This is a genomic window from Nocardioides sp. AE5 (assembly GCF_031844485.1).
In the GTDB taxonomy this organism is placed as follows: domain Bacteria; phylum Actinomycetota; class Actinomycetes; order Propionibacteriales; family Nocardioidaceae; genus Nocardioides.
The window spans coordinates 68,440-92,788 of record NZ_JAUZVI010000003.1; the positions used below are offsets into that span (position 1 = coordinate 68,440).

20 protein-coding genes and 2 rRNA genes are annotated in these 24,349 nt (G+C 67.2%); 21 read left to right on the forward strand and 1 reads right to left on the reverse strand.

Translation table 11 applies throughout. The features are described from left to right. Window positions 1-81 precede the first annotated feature (81 nt). The 9 genes from infC (at window position 82) to Q9R27_RS06165 (ending at window position 8,118) form a co-directional block, all read left to right on the forward strand. Window positions 82-735, forward strand: a complete 654-nt coding sequence (gene infC / locus Q9R27_RS06125) for a translation initiation factor IF-3 (RefSeq protein WP_397219656.1) — start codon at window positions 82-84, stop codon at window positions 733-735. 47 nt (window positions 736-782) lie between these two features. Then, window positions 783-977, forward strand: a complete 195-nt coding sequence (gene rpmI / locus Q9R27_RS06130; protein WP_311251467.1) for a 50S ribosomal protein L35 — start codon at window positions 783-785, stop codon at window positions 975-977. 83 nt (window positions 978-1,060) lie between these two features. Further along, window positions 1,061-1,453 carry a 50S ribosomal protein L20 gene (gene rplT, locus Q9R27_RS06135; RefSeq protein WP_311251468.1) on the forward strand — a complete coding sequence of 131 codons (393 nt, stop codon included), beginning with the start codon at window positions 1,061-1,063 and terminating at the stop codon, window positions 1,451-1,453. 35 nt (window positions 1,454-1,488) lie between these two features. After that, window positions 1,489-2,310 (forward strand): RNA methyltransferase, encoded by an 822-nt coding sequence (locus Q9R27_RS06140; protein WP_311251469.1) that lies wholly within the window; start codon window positions 1,489-1,491, stop codon window positions 2,308-2,310. A 28-nt stretch (window positions 2,311-2,338) separates the two neighbouring features. Next, a complete protein-coding gene (locus Q9R27_RS06145; RefSeq protein WP_311251470.1) occupies window positions 2,339-2,869 on the forward strand; it encodes a DoxX family membrane protein in 531 nt (176 codons plus the stop codon). Window position 2,870: 1 nt separating this feature from the next. Then, window positions 2,871-3,911 (forward strand): PAS domain-containing sensor histidine kinase, encoded by a 1,041-nt coding sequence (locus tag Q9R27_RS06150; RefSeq protein WP_311251471.1) that lies wholly within the window; start codon window positions 2,871-2,873, stop codon window positions 3,909-3,911. Window positions 3,912-3,973: 62 nt separating this feature from the next. Then, window positions 3,974-5,080, forward strand: a complete 1,107-nt coding sequence (gene pheS / locus Q9R27_RS06155) for a phenylalanine--tRNA ligase subunit alpha (RefSeq protein WP_311251472.1) — start codon at window positions 3,974-3,976, stop codon at window positions 5,078-5,080. 13 nt (window positions 5,081-5,093) lie between these two features. Next, window positions 5,094-7,574, forward strand: coding sequence for a phenylalanine--tRNA ligase subunit beta (gene pheT, locus Q9R27_RS06160; protein ID WP_311251473.1), 2,481 nt, complete (start codon window positions 5,094-5,096; stop codon window positions 7,572-7,574). 10 nt (window positions 7,575-7,584) lie between these two features. After that, the gene (locus Q9R27_RS06165) at window positions 7,585-8,118 is read left to right on the forward strand and encodes a gamma carbonic anhydrase family protein (protein ID WP_311251474.1); all 534 of its coding nucleotides are present in this window, start codon (window positions 7,585-7,587) and stop codon (window positions 8,116-8,118) included. Between the two features lie 80 nt (window positions 8,119-8,198). Here the strand turns inward: Q9R27_RS06165 and Q9R27_RS06170 are convergent, their stop codons facing one another. Further along, window positions 8,199-8,990: a maleylpyruvate isomerase family mycothiol-dependent enzyme gene (locus Q9R27_RS06170; protein ID WP_311251475.1), complete on the reverse strand. Its 792-nt coding sequence runs from the start codon at window positions 8,988-8,990 to the stop codon at window positions 8,199-8,201. Between the two features lie 73 nt (window positions 8,991-9,063). Between Q9R27_RS06170 and argC the strand changes: the two genes are divergently transcribed. The 12 genes from argC to Q9R27_RS06230 all read left to right on the forward strand — a co-directional run bounded on the left by argC (window position 9,064) and on the right by Q9R27_RS06230 (window position 24,251). Next, window positions 9,064-10,101 carry an N-acetyl-gamma-glutamyl-phosphate reductase gene (argC, locus tag Q9R27_RS06175; protein ID WP_311251476.1) on the forward strand — a complete coding sequence of 346 codons (1,038 nt, stop codon included), beginning with the start codon at window positions 9,064-9,066 and terminating at the stop codon, window positions 10,099-10,101. Continuing rightward, window positions 10,098-10,556: an ACT domain-containing protein gene (locus tag Q9R27_RS06180; protein WP_311251477.1), complete on the forward strand. Its 459-nt coding sequence runs from the start codon at window positions 10,098-10,100 to the stop codon at window positions 10,554-10,556. The genes argC and Q9R27_RS06180 overlap by 4 nt, the downstream gene beginning before the upstream one ends. Next, window positions 10,553-11,704, forward strand: coding sequence for a bifunctional glutamate N-acetyltransferase/amino-acid acetyltransferase ArgJ (gene argJ / locus Q9R27_RS06185; RefSeq protein ID WP_311251478.1), 1,152 nt, complete (start codon window positions 10,553-10,555; stop codon window positions 11,702-11,704). Before Q9R27_RS06180 ends, argJ begins: the two co-directional genes overlap by 4 nt. Further along, window positions 11,701-12,645, forward strand: coding sequence for an acetylglutamate kinase (gene argB, locus Q9R27_RS06190; RefSeq protein WP_311251479.1), 945 nt, complete (start codon window positions 11,701-11,703; stop codon window positions 12,643-12,645). The genes argJ and argB overlap by 4 nt, the downstream gene beginning before the upstream one ends. Then, window positions 12,642-13,850, forward strand: coding sequence for an acetylornithine transaminase (locus Q9R27_RS06195; protein ID WP_311251480.1), 1,209 nt, complete (start codon window positions 12,642-12,644; stop codon window positions 13,848-13,850). Before argB ends, Q9R27_RS06195 begins: the two co-directional genes overlap by 4 nt. Beyond that, window positions 13,847-14,779, forward strand: a complete 933-nt coding sequence (gene argF, locus Q9R27_RS06200; protein WP_311251481.1) for an ornithine carbamoyltransferase — start codon at window positions 13,847-13,849, stop codon at window positions 14,777-14,779. Before Q9R27_RS06195 ends, argF begins: the two co-directional genes overlap by 4 nt. Further along, complete coding sequence (locus Q9R27_RS06205) at window positions 14,776-15,297, forward strand: arginine repressor (protein WP_311251482.1); 522 nt, start codon at window positions 14,776-14,778, stop codon at window positions 15,295-15,297. The genes argF and Q9R27_RS06205 overlap by 4 nt, the downstream gene beginning before the upstream one ends. A 56-nt stretch (window positions 15,298-15,353) precedes the next feature. Continuing rightward, window positions 15,354-16,775, forward strand: coding sequence for an argininosuccinate lyase (gene argH, locus Q9R27_RS06210; RefSeq protein ID WP_311251483.1), 1,422 nt, complete (start codon window positions 15,354-15,356; stop codon window positions 16,773-16,775). Continuing rightward, a complete protein-coding gene (locus Q9R27_RS06215) occupies window positions 16,762-17,358 on the forward strand; it encodes a DNA-3-methyladenine glycosylase (RefSeq protein WP_311251484.1) in 597 nt (198 codons plus the stop codon). Before argH ends, Q9R27_RS06215 begins: the two co-directional genes overlap by 14 nt. A gap of 42 nt (window positions 17,359-17,400) precedes the next feature. Continuing rightward, window positions 17,401-18,675: a tyrosine--tRNA ligase gene (tyrS, locus tag Q9R27_RS06220; protein WP_311251485.1), complete on the forward strand. Its 1,275-nt coding sequence runs from the start codon at window positions 17,401-17,403 to the stop codon at window positions 18,673-18,675. A gap of 627 nt (window positions 18,676-19,302) precedes the next feature. Continuing rightward, window positions 19,303-20,820 (forward strand): 16S ribosomal RNA (locus Q9R27_RS06225). Window positions 20,821-21,153: 333 nt separating this feature from the next. After that, window positions 21,154-24,251: ribosomal RNA gene (locus Q9R27_RS06230) — 23S ribosomal RNA — on the forward strand. The 16S and 23S rRNA genes sit together here, the layout of an rRNA operon. Window positions 24,252-24,349: the final 98 nt, after the last annotated feature.

Consider the following 24,349-nt stretch of genomic DNA (forward strand, 5'->3'; position numbering starts at 1 on the left):
GAAGCCTTTTTCGTTCCGCCCACCACCACCCCATCGTCCCCAGGAGGACCCATCAGCACAGAGCTGCGCATCAATGACCGGATCCGGGTTTCCGAGGTCCGCCTCGTTGGCCCCAACGGTGAGACCGTCGGCATCGTGCCGACGGCTGACGCGCTGCGCCTTGCCCAGGAGGCCGACCTCGACCTGGTCGAGATCGCTCCCCAGGGCAAGCCACCCGTCTGCAAGCTCATGGACTACGGCAAGTTCAAGTACGAGAACGCCCAGAAGGCCCGTGAAGCCCGCCGCAACCAGACGAACGTGATCATCAAGGAGATGAAGCTTCGTCCGAAGATCGACGCGCACGACTACGAGACGAAGAAGGGCCACGTGGTCCGCTTCCTCAAGGCGGGCGACAAGGTCAAGATCACCATCATGTTCCGTGGTCGCGAGCAGCACCGGCCCGAGCTCGGCTTCCGGCTGCTGCAGCGCCTGGCCGAGGATGTCCAGGAGCTCGGGTTCGTGGAGAGCGCGCCCAAGCAGGACGGCCGCAACATGATCATGGTGCTCGGGCCGCACCGCAAGAAGGCCGACGCCAAGATCGAACTCCAGGCCGAGAAGGACGACAAGATCGCCCGGCGCGACGCGGCCGAGGCCGAGGACGCAAGCTTCCGCAAGGCATCGGCCGCCAACGGCCCGGTCGCCCAGAAGAAGCAGCGCAAGCGCTCGGAGAACCTCGACCCGGACATCGACGTCTGAGACACCCAGACCACCCAGACCGACAAGCAGAGACAGAGAGCAGAGAGATGCCGAAGAACAAGACGCACTCCGGTGCCAAGAAGCGCTTCCGCGTGACCGGCTCCGGCAAGATCCTTCGCGAGAAGGCCGGCAAGCGCCACAACCTCGAGAAGAAGGCCTCCAAGGTGACCCGTCGGATGACCGGCACCGTCGAGCTGGCCAAGGCCGACCAGGCCCGGGCCGCCAAGCTCCTGGGTCGCTGAGGCGCACTTCCCGAAACCGAACCTTCCCCTGAATCGATCTTCCCCGGGCCACCACCCGGGAACCAGCACCAAGGAGTCATAACGTGGCACGCGTCAAGCGGGCAGTGAACGCCCAGAAGAAGCGCCGGACAACCCTCGAGCGCGCCGCCGGCTACCGCGGCCAGCGCTCGCGCCTCTACCGCAAGGCCAAGGAGCAGGTCACCCACTCGCTGGTCTACAGCTACGGCGACCGCCGCAAGAAGAAGGGCGACTTCCGCAAGCTGTGGATCCAGCGGATCAACGCTGCGGCCCGCGCCAACGGGATCACCTACAACCGCTTCATCCAGGGCCTGAAGGCCGCCGAGGTCGAGGTGGACCGCAAGATCCTCGCCGACCTGGCCGTCAACGACGCCCCGGCCTTCACCGCACTGGTCGAGCTGGCCAAGGCCAACCTTCCCGAGGACGTCAACGCTCCTCGCGAAGAGGCCACTGCCTGATCCCTGCCGGATCAGCAGCCAAGAGCAGCCCTGACGTGGCGAGCTTCCCGATGGTCCCGTTGTCGAGCAACAACAACCGGGTCAAGACCATGAGGAAGCTCGCCCGTCGTGCTTTCCGGACCGAGCAGCGCGAGTTCCTCGCCGACGGGCCCAAGGCCGTCGAGGCAGCGCTGGGCGTGGACGGCTGCGTGATCGAGGTCTTCGCCACCACCGAAGCGACCGGACACCATCACGGACTGCAGGCAGCCGCCGCCTCCGCCGGCATCGGGTGGAGGCTGGTCGAGGACCGGGCAATGGCGACCCTCTCGGATGCAGTCAACCCGCAAGGCGTGGTGGCCCGCTGCCGGTTCATCGACCGGCCCGCCGGGCACGTCCTGGCCGGTGATCCACACCTGGTCGCCATCTGTGCCGACGTACGCGACCCGGGCAACGCCGGCACCGTGATCCGCACCGCGGACGCGGCCGGCGCCGACGCCGTACTCCTGGCCGGCAACTCCGTGGATGCCTACAACCCCAAGACGGTCCGGGCCACCGTCGGCAGCCTCTTCCACCTGCCCCTGGCCCTCGAACCGGACCCCGCCCGGGCCGTGCACCAGGCCCGGGAGGCGGGGCTCGTCGTCCTCGCCGCGGACGGCTCCGGCGAACTGGACCTGGACGCGGCCGAGGACCAGGGCCTCCTCGCCCGGCCCACGGCATGGCTCTTCGGCAACGAGGCATGGGGCCTTCCCGAGGAGCTTGCCGCGCTGGCCGACCACCGGGTCCGGATCCCGATCCATGGCAAGGCGGAGAGCCTCAACCTCGCCACCGCCGCGGCGGTCTGCCTCTACGCATCTGCCCGGGCACGTCGACGCGCTTGAGCGTGCCCGGATCGGGTATGAATGGCACATGACTCTCGTGCGCCTGATCGCCCGCCCCCTGATCGCCTCCGGCTTCATCCTCGGTGCCACCCACGCGCTGAAGCACTCCGACGTGCTGGCCGAGAAGGCCACCCGGGTCACCGACCGGGTGGTTCCCCTGGTGCAGCGCGCCGCCCCGGGCGCTCCGGTGCCGAGCGATGCCAGGACGCTGGTCCGGATCAACGCCGGGGTCCAGATCGCCGCGGCCGCAGCGCTGGCCACCGGCCGCGCACCGCGGATCTCCGCGACAGTGCTTGCCGCCAGCCTGGTCCCGACCACCGTCGCCGGTCACGCCTTCTGGGCGGAAAGCGACCCGGGGGAGAAGCGGCGCCAGCGGCTCCAGTTCGCCAAGAACCTCAGCGTCCTGGGTGGCCTGCTGCTGGCCAGCGTGGACACCGACGGGCGCCCCGGCCTGGCCTGGCGCGCCGGCCACGCGGCCCGCACCGCACGCAAGGACGCCCGCCGCCTGGCCCGCGACGTACGCCGTGAGGCGAAGCTCGCCAAGGCACAACTCACCTGAGATGGACGGCCCCGCCCAGGCCGACCTCGACGCCCTGCCCGACGGGGTGGTGCTGGCCGACGCCCACGGCACGGTCACCCAGATGAACGCCCGGGCCCGGCAGATGCTCGGCACCGGGCCGGGCATGCCGCTGGCTGCCGCGATGCGGCTCCAGGACAGCGGGGGCCGCGACTGGTACGCCGTCAACCGCCCGTACGACGGTCCCAACATCCGCTCCGGGATCCCCGAGCAGTCCTGGTCCCTGCCGGACGGCAACGAGGTCCTGGTCACCTGCGGCATCGCCCGCAGTGGAGCGGAGCACGCCATCGACAGGGTCGCCGTCTCGCTGCGCCCCGGTCGGGGACGGGCCCGGCTGGACCGGGAGCGCTCCGACCTGGTGGCCACGGTGGCCCACGAACTCCGCTCGCCGCTCACCGGCGTCAAGGGGTTCGTCCAGGTGCTCCTCAACCGGTGGGACGACCTCAGCGACGAGCAGAAGAAGCTGATGCTGACCACGGTCGGCTCCGACTCCGAGCGGCTCTCCCGGTTGATCGCCGAGCTGCTCGACGTCGCCCGGCTGGACACGGGACGGCTCTCGATGTTCCCGCGTCCCTCCGACAGCGCGGTCCTGGTCGGCCGGGTGGTGGACTCGGTGCGGGCAGGGACATCGCGCCCGATCGAACTCGTCGTCACCGGGGACCTCCCCGAGGCGCACGTCGACCCGGACAAGTTCACCCAGGTGGTCACCAACCTTGTCGAGAACGGGATCCGCCACGGCGAGGGCCTGGTCCGGGTCACCATGGCACCGCTGCCTGGAGACGCGGAGTTCCCCGGGGTGTTGATGCACGTCGATGACCAGGGCGAGGGGATCAGCGAGGAAATCAGGCGCCGGGTCTTCACCAAGTTCTGGACCCACGGGGAGCGCGGGGGATCCGGATTGGGGATGTACCTGGTCAACGGGCTGGTCCGTGCCCACGGCGGCACGCTGACGATCAGTGACGCACCGGACGGGGGAGCCCGGGTCTCGCTCTGCTGGCCCGCCGAGGACCGGCGTCCCGGCTGAGGGCGCGACGGGTGACGGCCCTAGACTCGTGCCGTCGCCCCACCCCCGCCCGGAAGGCAGTCATGTCGGGACCCAACACCGAGTACGACCCCGTCGAGGTCACGCCCCTGCGTGCCGACGAGGTCGAGGCCATGTGCACTGCAGCGATCGAGGCGATCGCAGGCGCCCGTGACCTGGCCGAGCTGAAGCAGGTGCGCCTGGACCACGCCGGTGACCGGTCGCCGCTGGCCCTGGCCAACCGTGAGATCGGCGCGCTGCCACCCCAGGCCCGCAAGGATGCGGGCGCTCGCGTGGGCAAGGCCCGGGGCGCGGTCAACAAGGCGCTGGCCGAGCGGGGCAAGGTCCTGGAGGCCGAGCACGAGGAGCGGATGCTCGCCACCGAGACGGTCGACGTGACGCTGCCCACCGACCGCCTGCCCACCGGGGCGCGGCACCCGATCACGATGATGTCCGAGCGGATCGCCGACGTCTTCGTGGCGATGGGGTGGGAGGTCGCCGACGGTCCCCAGGTGGAGGCCGAGTGGCTCAACTTCGACGCGCTCAACCTCGGTGCCGACCACCCGGCCCGCACCATGCAGGACACGTTCTGGCTCGAGCCGGCCGAGGCGGCGCTGGTGCTGCGCACCCACACCTCGCCGGTCCAGGCGCGGACCATGCTGACCCGCAAGCCCCCGATCTACGTGGTCTGCCCGGGGCGGGTCTACCGCACCGACGAGATCGACGCGACCCACTCGCCGGTCTTCCACCAGGTCGAGGGCCTGGTCATCGACGAGGGCATCACCATGGCCCACCTGAAGGGTTCCCTGGACCACTTCGCCTCGGCCATGTTCGGGGAGGGGATCGTGACCCGGTTCCGTCCCTCCTACTTCCCGTTCACTGAGCCGTCGGCCGAGGTCGACCTGATCTGCTTCCTCTGCCGCGGTGCCGGCGCGGAGGACGGCCACACCTGCCGCACCTGTCGCGGCGAGGGGTGGATCGAGTGGGGTGGCTGTGGCGTGGTCAACCCGCGCGTGCTCGTCGCCTGCGGGGTCGACCCGGAGGCCTACACCGGATTCGCGTTCGGGATGGGCATCGACCGCACCCTGATGTTCCGCCACGGGGTCGAGGACATGCGCGACATCTTCGAGGGCGACGTCCGCTTCACCCAGCCGTTCGGCATCGAGATCTGAGAGGCACGACGAGATGAAGGCCCCTGTTTCCTGGATCCGTGAGTACGTCGACCTGCCCGACGACCTCCCGGTCGATGACCTGGCTGCCCGGCTGACCATGCTCGGGCTCAAGCTCGAAGCGCTCGAGACGCCTGCCGACGCGATCACCGGGCCGTTGGTGGTGGGCAAGGTGCTCACCATGGAGGCCGAGCCGCAGAAGAACGGCAAGGTGATCAACTGGTGCACGGTCGACGTGGGATCCGCGAACGGCACCGGTGAACCCCAGGGCATCGTCTGCGGCGCGCACAACTTCGCCGTCGGCGACCTGGTCGTCGTGGTGCTGCCGGGCGCCGTCCTACCCGGCAACTTCGAGATCTCCGCCCGCAAGACCTACGGCCACCTCTCGGCCGGGATGATCTGCTCCGCGCGCGAACTCGGCCTCGGCGAGGACCACGACGGCATCATCGTGCTCCCGGCCGACGCCGGCCAGCCCGGGGACGACGCCTTCGCCGTGCTCGACCTGCACGACGCGGTCATCGAGTTCGAGATCAACCCGGACCGGGCCTACGCCCTCTCCCTGCGCGGCATCGCCCGCGAGGCCGGCATCGGCTTCGACGCACCCTTCACGGACCCGGCGCAGCGCGACGTACCCGCCACCGACGACCAGGGCTACCCGGTCGTGGTCGACGACACCGACGGTTGCCCGGTCTTCGTGGCCCGCTCGGTGAGCGGTTTCGACCCTGCCGCGCCCACCCCGGACTGGATGGCGCGTCGCCTCACCCAGGCCGGGATGCGCCCGATCTCGCTCGGCGTCGACATCACCAACTACGTGATGCTCGAGCTCGGCCAGCCGATCCACGGCTACGACCGGGCGAAGCTCAGCGGCGTCATCCGGGTGCGCCGCGCCAACCCGGGCGAGCAGCTCACCACCCTGGACGGGGTGCGCCGCACCCTGGACGCCCAGGACCTGCTGATCACCGACGACTCCGGACCGATCGGCATCGCCGGCACCATGGGCGGGGAGAGCACCGAGCTCTCCTCGACCACCACCGACGTGGTGATCGAGGCCGCCCACTTCGACGCGGTCTCCATCTATCGCACCGAGCGTCGCCACAAGCTCCCCTCCGAGGCGTCCAAGCGCTTCGAGCGGGGCGTCGACCCGCGGCTGCCCGCCGCGGCGGCCGACCGGGTGGTGGAACTGATGGTCCAGCTCGGTGGCGCCACGGCCGATGCCGGCGTCACCGTGGTCGGGCGGGCCCCACAGCTGCGCACGATCACCGCAGCCGTCGACCTGGCCGCCCGGGTGACGGGGATGGAGATCAGTGCCGAGACCGCCGTGCGCAACCTGGAACTCGTCGGTTGCACGGTCGAGGTCTCCGGCGACGAACTGACCGCCACGGTCCCGTCATGGCGCCCGGACATGAACGATCCGTTCGACCTGGTCGAGGAGATCGCCCGCATCGTCGGCTACGACAAGGTGCCCTCGGTGCTGCCGCCCGCTCCGGCGGGACGGGGACTGACCGCGGTGCAGAAGCTGCGCCGTCGCGTCGGCCTGGCGCTTGCCGGCGCCGGCTACACCGAGACGATCAGCTATCCGTTCGTCGGCGAGGGCGACTGGGATGCCCTGCAGCTGGATGCGGGCGACGAGCGGCGGCGTACGCTGCGGATCGCCAACCCGCTCAACAGCAACGAGCCGGAACTGGCCACCACCTTGTTGCCGGGCGTGCTCCGCTCGCTGGCGGTCAACGTGGGCCGCGCCAACGCCGACGTGGCGCTCTTCGAGACCGGCCTGGTCTTCCGTCCCACCGACGGTGCGCAGGCGCCTATCCTCGGGGTCGACCGCCGGCCGACCGAGACCGAATGGGCCCAGATCGAGGACGCCGTGCCCGCGCAGCCGACCCACCTGGCCGTGGCGCTGGCCGGGCAGCGGGAGCGCTCCGGCTGGTGGGGCGATGGCCGTGGGGCGAGTTGGGCGGATGCGATCGACGCCGTACGCCGGGTCGCCGCCGTGATCGGTGTCGAGATCGAGGTCGCCAACGCGACCCGGGCGCCCTGGCACCCCGGGCGGTGTGCCGAGATCCGGGTTGCCGGCGCCGTGATCGGCCATGCCGGAGAACTGCACCCCAAGGCGTGCAAGGCGTTCGGCCTGCCGGAGCGCGCGGCAGCGGCCGAGATCGACCTGGACGCCCTGCTCGCCGAGGCGGTCGCGATCACCCCGGCCCCGAGGTTCGCGTCGTTCCCGGTGGCCAAGGAGGACGTTTCCCTGGTCGTGGACACGGCTGTCCCTGCGGCCGACGTGGCGGCGGCCCTGCGCGAGGGTGCCGGTGAGTTGCTGGAGAGCGTGCGGCTCTTCGACGTCTTCACCGGGGAGCAGGTCGGTGGGGGCAAGAAGTCGCTTGCCTTCGCGCTCCGTTTCCGGGCCGCCGACCGGACCCTGGCCGAAGGGGAGGCCACCGCGGCGCGAGAGGCCGCGGTGGCGCTGGCCTCGGAGCGCCTGGGCGCAGTGCAGCGTTAGGGTTCGGGCCATGCCGAGTTTCGAGTTCGAGGGAAAGCGTCCCCAGGTCCACCCCGAGGCGTTCGTCGCGCCGACCGCGACCCTGGTCGGTGACGTCGTCGTCGAGAAGGGGGCCAGCGTCTGGTACGGGGCCGTGCTGCGCGCCGACGACTGCCGGATCGTGGTCCGTGAGGGCGCCAACGTGCAGGACAACTCCGTCGTGCACGGCACCCCGGACTCCGTGGTCGAGATCGGTCCCGGTGCCACGGTCGGCCACAGCTGCGTGGTGCACGGCGCGACGATCGGGGAGAAGGCGCTGCTCGGGAACGCGAGCACCATGCTCGACGGGACCAGTCTCGGTGCCGGATCGATGGTCGCCGCCGGATCCCTGGTCACGCCGGGCACCGAGATCCCGTCCGGCGTGCTCGCTGCGGGCTCGCCGGCCCAGGTCAAGAAGGAACTGGCCGGCACCTCCGCGGCCTTCTGGGTCGAGGCGAACCCGCCCTACTACGCCGAACTGGCGCAGCGCCACCGGAAGGGCATCACCGCGCTCGACGAGCAGTGAGCTGCTCGGCCAGGATGTCCGCGCGCCCGGTATGGCTCGCTCGGGCCCGGTGCTCACGACGTCCATGATGCTCCGGTTCGTCAGGTGATCGGTTGGTCGACGACGCGACGGAACCGCTCGTACGCCGCGGGGTCACCCGCGACCGTGATCCCGGCGTCGTCGCGGCGGCGCCACAACCAGGCATCCAGGTCGCTGGCCGCAGCGGAGACGACCACGTCCGGCTCGGTCCCGGGGTCGGTGACCACGGCGATGTCGTCCTCGTTGTGATCGCGGCCCCCGGGATCGGTTCCGGTGAACCTCCCGAGTTCGGTCCAGATGTGGTGGTCGGTGTCCAGGGTGTCGACGCGTACGAGCACCCCCGACCCGGTGAAGGTGCCCCACTCCGGAGTACCAGCGAACATCACGGACAACGCCTCCTGGACTCCGTCGGCGGCCAGGCGTGGGTCGAGCGGGGTCACCGAGCCGGCAGTGAGTTCGGCGTCCAGGCGGTGGATCAACGCCTCATGGGCCTGACGGCGATGGGTGAAGCCGACTGTCTGCTCCGGCGCCCACGACCATGCCGCCTCGGCCGGGTCGGCGCCGCCCAGGACCCGCTGGAACCGTGCGCTGGTCTCGGAGAAGGCGGCGAGCAGGTCGTCGTACTGCTCGGGGCGCACGGGTGCCAGGTGGTCCTCGGGAGCGGCCGGTCGGTGGGCGATCACGTGGGTCCAGAAGTCCTGCACCTCGGTCAGGTGCCAGAGGAGATCGGCGGCGTTCCAGTCGGGGCAGCTCGGCACCCTGGCCGAGGGAGAGGTTGTGGCCAAGGCGGCGTGGAACCTGTCAGACTCGGTGCGGATGTGGTCGAGATAGGCGTCGAACGGCAGTCTCGTCATGGTCTCCACCGTAGGTGCCAATGGTTCGCCACCGGAACCCAATATGCAGGTTCATGCATAACCATGTATAGTCATGCACATGTCAAAGATCTCCGTCGCTGTTGCCGGTGCGAGTGGATACGCCGGGGGTGAAGTGCTCAGGCTGCTGCTCAACCACCCCGACGTCGAGATCGGAGCGTTGAGTGGTGGTTCGAATGCCGGCACCAACTTCGGACAACTCCAGCCACACCTGGTCCCACTCGCCGACCGCACCCTGGCCGAAACCACCCCCGAGGTGCTCGCCGGTCATGACGTGGTCTTCCTCGGCCTGCCCCACGGCGCCTCCGCCGAAGTGGCCAACGCGCTGGGGGAGGACGTGGTGGTGATCGACTGCGGTGCCGACTTCCGGCTCACCGACGCAGCCATGTGGGAGAAGTTCTACGGCTCACCGCATGCCGGGTCCTGGCCCTACGGGATGCCGGAACTTGCCGCCCAGCGCGACCGGTTGCGCGGTGCCCGGCGGATCGCCGTACCGGGGTGCTATCCCACGGTCTCCACCCTCACCGCGGCGCCCGCGGTGGCTGCCGGTGTGGTCGAGCCCGACATCGTCGTGGTCGCCGCCAGCGGCACCAGCGGGGCTGGCAAGGCCGCCAAGCCGCACCTGCTCGGCAGCGAAGTGATGGGCAACGCCAGCGCCTACGGCGTCGGCGGCGTGCACCGGCACACCCCGGAGATCATCCAGAACCTCAACCTGCTCACCGAGGCAACCGTGCGGGTCAGCTTCACGCCGCTGCTGGTGCCGATGCCGCGCGGCATCCTGGCCACCGTCACCGCGCCCCTGGCCCGGGACCTCTCCGCGGACGAGGCCTACGAGATCTATGCCAAGGCGTACGCCGACGAGCCGTTCGTGACCGTGCTGCCGCAGGGCATGTGGCCCCAGACCAAGGCCGTCGTCGGCTCGAACTCGGTCCACGTCCAGGTCACCGTGGACGCCGAGGCCGGCCACCTGGTCGCCGTCGGCGCGGTCGACAACCTGGCCAAGGGCACCGCTGGCGCGGCCGTGCAGTGCATGAACCTGGCCCTCGGCCTCGACGAGGCGGCAGGCCTGACCACGGTCGGACTGGCCCCATGAGCGAGACGAACGGGTCGCCGGCGTACACGCTGCAGCAGTTCCCCGAGAAGCTGGCCGTGGTCCGGCTGGCGCCGGGCGCCGAAGTGCCGGCCTGGGCGGAGTCGTCGTCGGTCTTCTCCATCACCGCGACGGCCACCGAGACCTCCCTGGTCTGCGCCACCCGGTCGGTGCCGACCAAGGTGCCGAGCCGGCGCCCGCTGACGGCGTTCGCCGTGCAGGGCCCGATCGACGAGGAACAGTACGGCGTCCTCGCTGCGCTGCTGGCGCCGCTCGCCGAGGAGGGCATCAGCATCTTCTCCCTCTCCACCTTCGACACCGACTGGATCCTGGTGCCGACCGGGCGCGTGGACGACGCGATCCAGGCATGGCGACGACGAGGACACACCGTCGCCGCAGCCGTCCCCGTCACCCCTGCCAGGCAAGGCAGCAAGCCTAAGAAGGATCCGAAGAAATGACCGTCACCACCCCCCGGGGCTTCCTCGCCTCCGGTGTCCCCGCCGGCCTCAAGTCCACCGGGGCCAAGGACCTCGCCCTGGTCGTCAACCAGGGCCCCAACCACGACTCGGCCACCGTCTTCACCGCCAACCGGTGCAAGGCCAACCCCGTGCTGTGGAGCCAGGAAGTCGTCAAGGACGGCGTGGTCCGCGCCGTCGTACTCAACTCCGGTGGCGCCAACTGCTACACCGGCGCCGACGGGTTCCAGACCACCCATGCGGTCGCCGAGCAGGTGGCCGGCCACCTCGGCATCGGCGCCATCGACGTGGTGGTCTGCTCCACCGGGCTGATCGGCCTGGCCAACTCGCGCCAGGACCTGCTGGCCGGCGTCGACGCCGCCCACGCAGCCCTCTCCGCCGACGGCGGCAGCGATGCCGCCGAAGCGATCATGACCACCGACTCGGTCAGCAAGAACGTCGTGATCGAGGGCGCCGGCTGGAAGATCGGCGGGATGGCCAAGGGTGCCGGCATGCTGGCGCCGCAACTGGCCACGATGCTGGTCGTGCTGACCACCGACGCGATCGTCGAGGCCGGTGACCTGGACACCGCACTGCGTGCAGCCACCCGGGTCAGCTTCGACCGCCTGGACTCCGACGGCTGCATGAGCACCAACGACACCGTCACGGTGATGGCCAGCGGAGCCAGCGGGATCACCCCGACCCTGGCCGACTTCACCGAGGCGCTCACCCAGGCCTGCACCGACCTGGCCATGCAGTTGCTCAAGGACGCCGAAGGGGCAGACCACGAGATCGCGATCACCGTACTCAATGCCGCGAGCGAGGACGAGGCGGTCGAGGTGGGTCGCAGCATCGCCCGCAGCAACCTGTTCAAGGCCGCGGTCTTCGGCAAGGACCCCAACTGGGGCCGGGTGCTGGCCAGCATCGGCACCACCTCGGCCGCCTTCGACCCGGCCGACCTCGACGTGGCGATGAACGGCGTCTGGGTCTGCCGCAACTCCACCCCCGCCGAGGACCCGGCAGGAGTCGACCTGAGCGGCCGCGAGGTCAGCGTCACCGTCGACCTCAAGGCCGGCTCCGAGCGGGCCTGCGTGTGGACCAACGACCTCACCCACGCCTACGTCCACGAGAACAGCGCCTATTCCTCATGAGTGAGAAGACAGTGAAGTCTGATTCGACCAAGCCCGACCCCGTCAAGGCCGACGTCCTGGCCCGCGCCCTGCCCTGGCTGATGAAGTACCACGGCAAGGTGATCGTGGTGAAGTACGGCGGCAACGCGATGACCGACGACCGGCTCAAGCAGGCCTTCGCCGAGGACATCGCCTTCCTGCGCTACGCCGGGTTCAAGCCCGTCGTGGTCCACGGCGGCGGCCCCCAGATCTCGACGATGCTCGACCGGCTCGGCATCGAGTCCGAGTTCAAGGGCGGCCTGCGGGTCACCACCCCCGAGGCGATGGACGTCGTACGGATGGTGCTGGTCGGCAAGGTCCAGCGTGAACTGGTCGGCCTGATCAACGCGCACGGCCACATCGCGGTCGGGCTCTCCGGCGAGGACGCGGGCCTCTTCACCGCCGAGGCCACCAACACCGTGGTCGACGGCGAGGAGGTCGACCTGGGCCTGGTCGGCGAGGTGACCAGGGTCCGTCCCGAAGCCGTGCTCGACCTGGTCGAGGCCGGTCGGATCCCGGTGATCTCCTCGGTCGCACCCGACGTCGACGGGCAGGTGCACAACGTCAACGCGGACACCGCCGCGGCGGCACTGGCCGTCGCGCTCGGTGCCGAGAAGCTGCTGGTCCTCACCGACGTCGAGGGCCTCTACCGCGACTGGCCCGACAGCGACGACGTGATCAAGGAGATCAGCCCCGAGGCGCTGGCCGAACTGATGCCGTCACTGGCCTCGGGGATGGTGCCGAAGATGGGCGCCTGCCTCAAGGCGGTCCAGGAGGGCGTGCCGCGCGCCACCGTGGTCGACGGCCGCGCCGAGCACGCCGTGCTCCTGGAGGTCTTCACCGACGAGGGCGTCGGCACCCAGGTGCTGCCCGGGGTGGAGACCAAGATCCGCAAGGCAACCGGGGCGGAGGAGGCGTCGTGAGCGGGCAGCAGCAGCTCCAGCAGCGGTACGCCGCCTCGCTGATGAACACCTTCGGTCCGCCCAAGCTGGTGCTCACCGGCGGGCAGGGATCGGTGGTCACCGACGCCGACGGCAAGGAGTACCTCGACCTGCTCGGCGGGATCGCGGTCAACGCACTGGGCCACGCCCACCCGGCGCTGGTCAAGGCCGTCTCGGACCAGCTCGCCACGCTGGGCCACATCTCCAACTTCTTCACCAGCCTGCCCCAGGTCGAACTGGCCGAGCGCCTGCTGGGCCTGCTCGGCCACGGCGAGGGAAAGGTCTTCTTCTCCAACTCGGGCACCGAGGCCAACGAAGCCGCACTCAAGCTGACCCGGCGCACCGGACGCACCCACGTGGTGGCGATGGAGAAGGGGTTCCACGGCCGCACCATGGGGGCGCTCGCGATCACCCACAAGGAGGCCTACCGGACCCCGTTCGAGCCGTTGCCCGGCGAGATCACCTTCGTCCCGTACGGCGACACCGACGCACTCGCTGCTGCGGTCACCGAGCAGACCGCAGCCGTGGTCCTGGAGCCACTGCAGGGCGAAGCCGGCGTCAACCCGGCTCCCGAGGGCTACCTGGCCGACGCCCGCCGGATCACCAGCGAGGCAGGAGCACTGCTCTGGTTCGACGAGATCCAGACCGGCATGGGACGCACCGGCGAATGGTTCGCCCACACCGCCTCCGGCGTGGTCCCGGACCTGGTCACCCTGGCCAAGGGCCTGGGCGGCGGCATCCCGATCGGCGCCACCATCGCGCTCGGGGCTGCCGGCGACCTGCTCGAGCCGGGCAACCACGGCACCACCTTCGGCGGCAACCCGGTGGCCACCGCGGCAGCCCTGGCCGTCCTCGACGTGATCGAGGCGGACGACCTGCTCGCCCACGTGCGCAGCGTCGGCGCGCTGCTGCGCGATGGGCTGGCCGCCGACCCCCGGGTCACCGAGGTGCGGGGGAGCGGCCTGCTGATCGGCCTGGACCTGGTCGAGGCGAAGTCCGCAGAAGTGACCGCGGCAGCCCTGGCCGCCGGCTTCATCATCAACAACCCCACCCCGGAGCGGATCCGGCTCGCCCCACCCCTGGTGCTCACCCGGGAGCAGGCACAGTCCTTCCTCGACGCGTGGCCGCGCCTGCTGGACGAGGCCGGGCTGGACCACGGACCCGACGACACCGGGAGCCAGCCGTGAGGCACCTGCTGCGCGACGACGACCTGAGCCCTGCCGAGCAGGCCGAACTGCTGGCCCTCGCTGCACGGCTCAAGGCCGACCCGTTCGGGCACAAGCCGCTGGCCGGACCACGCACGGTCGCGATGATCTTCGACAAGCCGACCCTGCGCACCCAGGCGTCGTTCGCCGCCGGCATCGCCGAGCTCGGCGGCAACCCGCTGCACGTCAACGGTGACCTGGCCCAGATCGGGGTCCGCGAATCCATCGAGGACGTGGCCCGGGTGCTGGGACGCCAGGCGGCCCAGATCGTCTGGCGCACCAACGACCAGGCCCGCCTGGACACGATGGCGCAATGGGCCGGCGTACCGGTGATCAACGCACTCAGCGACGACTTCCACCCGTGCCAGTTGCTCGCCGACCTGCTCACCGTCACCGAGCGGAAGGGGCACCTGGCCGGGCTCACCGCGGTCTTCATCGGCGACGGCGCCTGCAACATGGGCAACTCGTGGCTCCTGGCCGGTGCCACCGCAGGGATGCACGTCGTGGTCAGCTCCCCCGAGGGCTACCAGCCGGCGGCAGGGATCGTCGAGCGCGCCGCCACCATCGGCCAGTCCACCGGCGGCACGGCGCGGGTCGAGGCCGACCTGGCCCGGGCCGTGGCCGGGGCCGACGTGGTCATCACCGACACCTGGATCTCGATGGGCAAGGAAGCCGAGTCCAGTGCGCGCCTGGAGGCGCTCCAGCCCTATGCCCTCACCGGTGAGGTGATGGCCATGGCAGCCCCGGACGCGATCGCCATGCACTGCCTGCCTGCCTATCGCGGCAAGGAGATCACCGCCGAGTTGATCGACGGACCCGACAGCGTGGTGTGGGACGAGGCGGAGAACCGGCGCCACGCCCAGAAGGCCGTGATGGCCTGGCTCCAGGAGCAGGCGGGGGCGGCGCGATGAACGACGCCGCGACCACCCCGCTGACCAAGAACGCGCGCCAGCAGCTGATCATCGACCTGCTCAGCACCCATGAGGTGCGCTCGCAGGTCGAACTCGGTGAGTTGCTCCGGGAACGCGGGGTCCATGCCACCCAGGCAACCCTCTCGCGCGACCTGGTCGAACTGGATGCGGTCAAGGTGCGCGCCCGCGACGGGGGACTGGTCTATGCGGTCCCGGCCGAGGGCGGGGACCGTACGCCGGCCGCTGCCCGGGAGAGCGTGGCGGCCAACGCCCGCCTGGCGCGCCTGTGCACCGAACTCCTGGTCAGCGCCGACGCCAGTGCCAACATGGTGGTGCTCCGGACCCCGCCCGGCGCGGCGCAGTTCCTGGCCAGCGCATTCGACAAGGCCGAGATCGGCGACGTACTCGGCACCATCGCCGGCGACGACACGCTGCTGGTGATCAGCCGGGCACCCGACGGCGGCGCCGACCTGGCCCGCCGCTTCCTGGCCATGGCCAGCGACGGCCGCAGTTCCTGACCCCACCCAGCCGACCCACCCGACCAGTGACGCACCCACCCGCAGGAGACGAGCACGTGACCAGCACCGGCAGCACCAACGAGGGCAAGTTGTGGGGCGGTCGCTTCGCCGGTGGCCCGAGCCCCGAACTGGACGCACTGTCGCGCTCCACCCACTTCGACTGGCGACTGACCCCCTATGACCTGGCCGGCTCGCGGGCGCATGCCAACGTGCTGCACGCGGCCGGGCTGCTGACCGACGCCGACCACGGTGAACTGCTCCGCGGACTGGATGTGCTCGGCGAGCGGTACGCCGCCGGCGAACTCGTCCCGGGCGCCGGTGACGAGGACGTGCACGGTGCGCTGGAGCGCCTGCTGCTGGAGGAGGTCGGCCCCGAGGTGGGCGGCCGGCTGCGCGCAGGGCGCTCCCGCAACGACCAGATCGCGACCCTGTTCAAGGTCTTCCTGCGCGACCACGCCACGGTGATCGCGGGCCAGGTCCTCGACCTGGTTGCCGCCCTGGCCGACCAGGCCACCACGCACCACGGCGCGATCATGCCGGGCCGCACCCACCTGCAGCACGCCCAGCCGGTGCTCCTCTCGCACCACCTGCTCGCCCATGCCTGGCCACTGGTGCGCGACGTCGGGAGGCTCCTGGACTGGGACGCCCGGGTGGCCGCGGATTCGCCGTACGGCTCCGGCGCCCTGGCCGGGCAGAGCCTGGGCCTGGACCCCGAGCAGGTCGCCGCGGAACTCGGGTTCACCGGTTCGTCGGCCAACTCCATCGACGGCACCGCCGCGCGTGACTTCGTGGCCGAGTTCGCCTTCGTCACCGCGATGATCGGGGTCGACGTGAGCCGCCTCGCCGAGGAGGTCATCCTCTGGTCGACGCGTGAGTTCGAGTTCGTCACGCTGCACGACTCGTGGTCGACCGGCTCGAGCATCATGCCGCAGAAGAAGAACCCCGACATCGCCGAACTGGCCCGCGGCAAGGCCGGGCGCCTGATCGGCAACCTGTCGGGCCTGCTGGCCACCCTCAAGGCACTGCCGCTGGCCTACAACCGCGACCTGCAGGAGGACAAGGAGCCGGTCTTCGACAGCGTCGACACCCTGGAAGTGCTGCTGCCGGCGTTCACCGGGATGGTCGCCACCCTGGAGTTCAACACCGCCCGGATGGCAGAGCTGGCACCGCAGGGATTCTCCCTGGCCACGGACATCGCCGAGTGGCTGGTCCGCGAGGGTACGCCGTTCCGGGTCGCCCACGAGGTCGCCGGCGCATGCGTGCGTGCATGCGAGGGTCGCGGCATCGAACTGCATGACCTCACCGACGCCGAGTTCGCGGCGATCCACCCGGCCCTGACTCCCGGCGTACGTGAGGTGTTGAGCGCCGAGGGGTCGGTCTCCTCGCGCAACGGACGTGGTGGCACCGCCCCGGACCGGGTCGCCGAGCAACTCCGTGAACTCACCGGCGCCGTGGACGCCCTGCGTGGGCGCATCTGACCTGGACTTCCTCGCGGGACCACCCCAGGCGGTGGCCCCGCACCTGCTCGGTGCCGTCCTGCGCCGCGGCCCGGTCGCGGTGCGGATCACCGAGGTCGAGGCGTACGACGGCGCGAACGACCCCGGCTCCCACGCCTACCGTGGACGTACGCCGCGCAATGCGGTGATGTTCGGACCCCCGGGCCACCTGTACACCTACTTCATCTACGGCATGCACACCTGCGCCAACGTGGTCTGCCGCGGCGAGGGGACGGCCGGTGCCGTGCTGGTGCGGGCCGGAGAAGTGATCGAGGGCATCGAGGATGCCCGCTCGCGCCGCCCGTCCGGGCCGGCACACCGCCTCGCCCAGGGGCCGGGGCGGTTGTGCAGCGCGCTCGGGATCACCCTGGACGACTACGGGTGCGACCTGGCCACGGGTCCGGTCACCCTGGAGCCGGCGCCCCACGGCAGCGGGGCTGGCGAGGTGGCCACCGGCCCGCGGGTCGGCCTGCGCAGTGCGGCTGAGGTGCCGTGGCGCTTCTGGCTGGCCGGTGACCCGACGGTCTCGACGTACCGACCAGCCGCGCCGCGCCGTGCTCGATAGGGCAGGCTAGGACCAGCAGCCGAACTGTCGAAAGGGAAGACCTTGCCAGGCGAAGAGAACATCCTCGACGAGCTCGAGTGGCGCGGCCTGATCGCGAACTCGACCGACACCGAAGCCCTGCGGGAGGCCTTCGCTGCGGGGAGCGTCAGGTTCTACGTCGGCTTCGACCCGACCGCGCCGAGCCTGCACATGGGACACCTGGTCCAGATCCTCACTGCCCGGCGCCTGCAGGCCGCGGGCCACACGCCGTACGCACTGGTGGGTGGGGCGACCGGCACCATCGGCGACCCGAAGGAGACGGGGGAGCGGGTGATGAACTCCCTCGACACCGTCAAGGAGTGGGTGGAGCGGGTGCGCTCCCAGATCGAGCCGTTCCTGGACTTCTCTGGTGAGAACGCGGCAACGATGGTGAACAACTACGACTGGACCGCCTCGATGTCGGTCATCGACTTCCTGCGCGACATCGGCAAGCACTTCCCGGTCAACCGGATGCTCGCCCGCGACGTGGTGCGGTCCCGGCTCGAGTCGGGGATCAGCTACACGGAGTTCTCCTACGTCCTGCTGCAGTCGATGGACTTCCTCAACCTCTTCCGTGACCACGGGGTGACGCTGCAGTTCGGTGGCTCCGACCAGTGGGGGAACCTCACCGCGGGCGTGGAACTGATCCGCCGTACGACGGGGGAGCGGGCGCATGCCATCGCGACGCCGTTGATGACCAAGGCCGACGGCACCAAGTACGGCAAGACCGAGGGGGGTGCGCTGTGGCTGGATCCGCAGATGATGTCGCCGTACGCCTTCCACCAGTTCTGGTTGAACGTCGAGGACGAGAAGGTCGGCGAACTGCTCCGGGTCTTCACGTTCCTCACCCGTGCCGAGATCGAGGAACTGGAGGAGCAGACCCGGGAGAAGCCGTTCCTGCGTGCCGGGCAGAAGGCACTCGCCGACGAGGTGACCACGCTGGTCCATGGCGCAGCGGAGACCGAACAGGCGAAGGCGGCTGCGGCTGCCCTCTTCGGCAGGGGAGAACTGGCCGCCCTCAGCGCCTCCACCCTGACCGCTGCCCTGGGTGAGGCCGGGGCGACCAGCTTCGACCGCTCTGCCGGTACGCCGGACATCGTGACCCTCCTGGTCCGGGCCGGCCTGGCGAAGAGCAACGGCGAGGCCCGCCGGACGATTGCCGAGGGTGGCGCCTACCTGAACAACGTCCGGATCGAGGATCCCGAGTTCGTGCCGGCCGATTCCGACTTCCTGCCCGGTTCCTGGCTCGTCCTGCGCCGCGGGAAGAAGACGATGGCCGGGGTCCAGGCGGTCGATTGAGCGCTTGGGGCGCCGCTGGGTTGCGGTGCTGCCGGGGCGGCCAGGACGCAGGCCGCGAGCCCTCCCGAAACCCGAAAATGCCACCTGACCTGCGGAAACAGTACTTGTGGTCGGCGTCACGTCATCTCGATTTGACGGTCCAGACGGGTTCGCATAATGTTCTCTTCGTCGCCGGGGAGCGGCGGGAGGAAAGGCCAGAAGGCTGGTCCTCCGGCCCCAGGTGACCAACCCAAGCAAGACACCTCAACCGAGGCAGAACGAGTGCGCGCCACGATGCGGCCTCCTGGAAGCCCGGCAGTGTCCCATGCAACGGGAATGGAGCAAGAAACGCCAGTTTGACAGGCGCGGATCGCTCCGGTAAGTTTCTGCAGGTTGCCCCGCAGTGAAGCCGAGAGGCTGAGCACGGTGCGCGCTTGATCCTTGAGAACTCAACAGTGTGCCAAAAGTCGACGAATTAGTTTGATATGCCCGTCCGACTGGCGACCAGGAGCGATGAGCTCCTGATCAACAGACGAACGGTTCCTTTGGTAGGAAAACGATGATTCTGACAACTATGTCAGTGATTCGGTCTCTTGCCGGGATATCTCATTGAATTGGTGTCGCCCCTCGGGGAGGCATCGCACAACTTCAACGGAGAGTTTGATCCTGGCTCAGGACGAACGCTGGCGGCGTGCTTAACACATGCAAGTCGAGCGGTAAGGCTCCTTCGGGAGTACACGAGCGGCGAACGGGTGAGTAACACGTGAGCAATCTGCCCTTCACTTTGGGATAACCACCGGAAACGGTGGCTAATACCGAATGCGACCACCTCCGGCATCGGATGGTGGTGGAAAGTTCCGGCGGTGAAGGATGAGCTCGCGGCCTATCAGCTTGTTGGTGAGGTAATGGCTCACCAAGGCTTCGACGGGTAGCCGGCCTGAGAGGGTGACCGGCCACACTGGGACTGAGACACGGCCCAGACTCCTACGGGAGGCAGCAGTGGGGAATATTGGACAATGGGCGAAAGCCTGATCCAGCAACGCCGCGTGAGGGATGACTGCCTTCGGGTTGTAAACCTCTTTCAGCAGGGACGAAGCGAAAGTGACGGTACCTGCAGAAGAAGCACCGGCCAACTACGTGCCAGCAGCCGCGGTAATACGTAGGGTGCGAGCGTTGTCCGGAATTATTGGGCGTAAAGGGCTCGTAGGCGGTTTGTCACGTCGGGAGTGAAAACTCGGGGCTTAACCCCGAGCCTGCTTCCGATACGGGCAGACTAGAGGTATGCAGGGGAGAACGGAATTCCTGGTGTAGCGGTGAAATGCGCAGATATCAGGAGGAACACCGGTGGCGAAGGCGGTTCTCTGGGCATTACCTGACGCTGAGGAGCGAAAGTGTGGGGAGCGAACAGGATTAGATACCCTGGTAGTCCACACCGTAAACGTTGGGCGCTAGGTGTGGGACTCATTCCACGAGTTCCGTGCCGCAGCTAACGCATTAAGCGCCCCGCCTGGGGAGTACGGCCGCAAGGCTAAAACTCAAAGGAATTGACGGGGGCCCGCACAAGCGGCGGAGCATGCGGATTAATTCGATGCAACGCGAAGAACCTTACCTGGGTTTGACATATGCCGGAAAGCTCTAGAGATAGAGCCCCTTTTAGTCGGTATACAGGTGGTGCATGGCTGTCGTCAGCTCGTGTCGTGAGATGTTGGGTTAAGTCCCGCAACGAGCGCAACCCTCGTCTTATGTTGCCAGCACGTAATGGTGGGGACTCATAAGAGACTGCCGGGGTCAACTCGGAGGAAGGTGGGGATGACGTCAAGTCATCATGCCCCTTATGTCCAGGGCTTCACGCATGCTACAATGGCCGGTACAAAGGGCAGCGATACCGCAAGGTGGAGCGAATCCCAAAAAGCCGGTCTCAGTTCGGATTGGGGTCTGCAACTCGACCCCATGAAGTCGGAGTCGCTAGTAATCGCAGATCAGCAACGCTGCGGTGAATACGTTCCCGGGCCTTGTACACACCGCCCGTCACGTCACGAAAGTCGGCAACACCCGAAGCCGGTGGCCCAACCCTTGTGGAGGGAGCCGTCGAAGGTGGGGCTGGCGATTGGGACGAAGTCGTAACAAGGTAGCCGTACCGGAAGGTGCGGCTGGATCACCTCCTTTCTAAGGAGCAGTTTGGCGGCTATGCCGTCCAAGTCGTCTGTTTCGTAACCGAATGTGTTGCGGCAGACAACGCTCACTAGTGGAACGTCGATTAGTTGGTTTGACCGGTCACAGCACCTCGTCAGTACTGCCACGCAAGTGGCGTGGAACCTCGAGGGAAACGGATTGGGATCTCCTGGCACACTGTTGGGTCCTGAGGGATCGAGCTTCAGCTCATCTCTCGCGGACCATCTAGCCCGCTGAACCGCCAGGTCTTCCTGGCAGGCACGGATCACCGGATGGAACCGCCCGTATCTTGAGAACTACACAGTGGACGCGAGCATCTTTGTAGCAAGACAAGCTACTAAGGGCACATGGTGGATGCCTTGGCACCAAGAGCCGATGAAGGACGTAGGAGCCTGCGATAAGCCACGGGAAGTTGGCAACCAAGCGTTGATCCGTGGATTTCCGAATGGGGAAACCCAGCTGGAGTCATGTCCAGTTACCTGCACCTGAACACATAGGGTGTCTGGAGGGAACGTGGGGAAGTGAAACATCTCAGTACCCACAGGAAGAGAAAACAAAAGTGATTCCGGGAGTAGTGGCGAGCGAAACCGGAAGAGGCCAAACTCAAGCAGTGTGATAGCCGGCAGGCGTTGCTGCTCGAGGGTTGTGGGGCCGTCACGTTGGAGCTGCCGCTCCAACACAGAGTAAGAAATCATCGATGAAGTAGAAACGGACTGGAAAGTCCTGGCGTAGAGGGTGATACCCCCGTACACGTAAATCGATGACTCTGAGACGTCACCCCAAGTAACACGGAACCCCTGAAATTCCGTGTGAATCTGGCGGGACCACCCGTTAAGCCTAAATACTCCTTGGTGACCGATAGCGGACAAGTACCGTGAGGGAAAGGTGAAAAGTACCCCTGGCGGGGAGTGAAATAGTACCTGAAACCATGTGCCTACAAACCGTTGGAGCGAGACTTCGGTCTTGTGACAGCGTGCCTTTTGAAGAATGAGCCTGCGAGTTTGCGGTGTGTTGCAAGGTTAACCCGTGTGGGGAAGCCGTAGCGAAAGCGAGTCCGAACAGGGCGACTGAGTAGCACGCTCAAGACCCGAAGCGAAGTGATCTATCCATGGGCAGGTTGAAGCGCGGGTAAGACCGCGTGGAGGACCGAACCCACTTAGGTTGAAAACTGAGGGGATGACCTGTGGATAGGGGTGAAAGGCCAATCAAACTTCGTGATAGCTGGTTCTCCCCGAAATGCATTTAGGTGCAGCGTCGCGTGTTTCTTGCTGGAGGTAGAGCACTGGATAGCCGATGGGCCCGACAAGGTTACTGACGTTAACCAAACTCCGAATGCCAGTAAGTGAGAGCGCGGCAGTGAGACTGCGGGGGATAAGCTCCGTAGTCGAAAGGGAAACAGCCCAGACCATCAGCTAAGGTCCCTAAGCGATAACTAAGTGGAAAAGGATGTGGAGTCGCACAGACAACCAGGAGGTTGGCTTGGAAGCAGCCACCCTTGAAAGAGTGCGTAATAGCTCACTGGTCAAGTGATTCCGCGCCGACAATGTAGCGGGGCTCAAGTTATCCACCGAAGCTATGGCATTCATGCAACATCCCGGTCTTCGGATCCAGGAGCATGGATGGGTAGGGGAGCGTCGTGTGGGCAGTGAAGCGGCGGAGTGATCCAGCCGTGGAGGCCACACGAGTGAGAATGCAGGCATGAGTAGCGAATGACTGGCGAGAAACCAGTCCGCCGAATGATCAAGGGTTCCAGGGTCAAGCTAATCTGCCCTGGGTAAGTCGGGACCTAAGGCGAGGCCGACAGGCGTAGTCGATGGACAACGGGTTGATATTCCCGTACCGGCAAAATAGCGCCCATGACGAACCTAGTGATGCTAAGTGCCCGAAACCACCGGGATCCTTCGGGACGATGGTGGCAGAGCGCACGACCCGAACTAGTAGTAGTCAAGCGATGGGGTGACGCAGGAAGGCAGTCCAACCGTGGCGATGGTAGACCACGGCCAAGGGTGTAGGGCGAATGGTAGGCAAATCCGCCATTCACATGCCTGAGACCTGACGGGGAGTCGTCTAGACGAAGTGGATGATCCTATGCTGTCGAGAAAAACCTCTAGCGAGCTATGCGCCGCCCGTACCCCAAACCGACTCAGGTGATCAGGTAGAGAATACCAAGGCGATCGAGTGAACCATGGTTAAGGAACTCGGCAAAATACCCCCGTAACTTCGGGAGAAGGGGGGCCGGATTCGTGAAGGGACTTGCTCCTGGAAGCGATGATGGCCGCAGAGACCAGGCCCAAGCGACTGTTTACTAAAAACACAGGTCCGTGCGAAGTTGTAAGACGATGTATACGGACTGACTCCTGCCCGGTGCTGGAAGGTTAAGGGGACCTGTTAGATCTTCGGATCGAAGCGGAGAACTTAAGCCCCAGTAAACGGCGGTGGTAACTATAACCATCCTAAGGTAGCGAAATTCCTTGTCGGGTAAGTTCCGACCTGCACGAATGGAGTAACGACTTGGGCGCTGTCTCAACCATGGACTCGGCGAAATTGCAGTACGAGTAAAGATGCTCGTTACGCGCGGCAGGACGGAAAGACCCCGGGACCTTTACTATAGTTTGGTATTGGTGTTTGGTTCGGCTTGTGTAGGATAGGTGGGAGACTGTGAAGCTTGGACGCCAGTTCAGGTGGAGTCAACGTTGAAATACCACTCTGGTCGTACTAGATGTCTAACCTAGGTCCGTTATCCGGATCAGGGACAGTGCCTGATGGGTAGTTTAACTGGGGCGGTTGCCTCCTAAAATGTAACGGAGGCGCTCAAAGGTTCCCTCAGCCTGGTTGGCAATCAGGTTTCGAGTGTAAGTGCACAAGGGAGCTTGACTGTGAGAGTGACAACTCGAGCAGGGACGAAAGTCGGAACTAGTGATCCGGCGCTGGCATGTGGAAGCGGCGTCGCTCAACGGATAAAAGGTACCCCGGGGATAACAGGCTGATCTTCCCCAAGAGTCCATATCGACGGGATGGTTTGGCACCTCGATGTCGGCTCGTCGCATCCTGGGGCCGGAGTAGGTCCCAAGGGTTGGGCTGTTCGCCCATTAAAGCGGCACGCGAGCTGGGTTTAGAACGTCGTGAGACAGTTCGGTCCCTATCCGCCGCGCGCGCAGGAAACTTGAGAAAGGCTGCCCCTAGTACGAGAGGACCGGGGTGGACGAACCTCTGGTGTGCCAGTTGTTCCGCCAGGAGCACGGCTGGTTAGCTACGTTCGGAAGTGATAACCGCTGAATGCATCTAAGCGGGAAGCACGTTTCAAGATGAGGTTTCCCACCGGGTTAACCGGGTAAGGTCCCCAGTAGACTACTGGGTTGATAGGCCGGAAGTGTACAGCAGTAATGCCTAGCTGACCGGTACTAATAGACCGAGGGCTTGTCCCTCAAAGATGTTGCGCGTCCACTGTGTGGTTCCCGAGTTACGGTCGGGAACCGATTCGAAAGTCACGAGACTTGAGAGTTGGTTGATCTAACTCCATAGA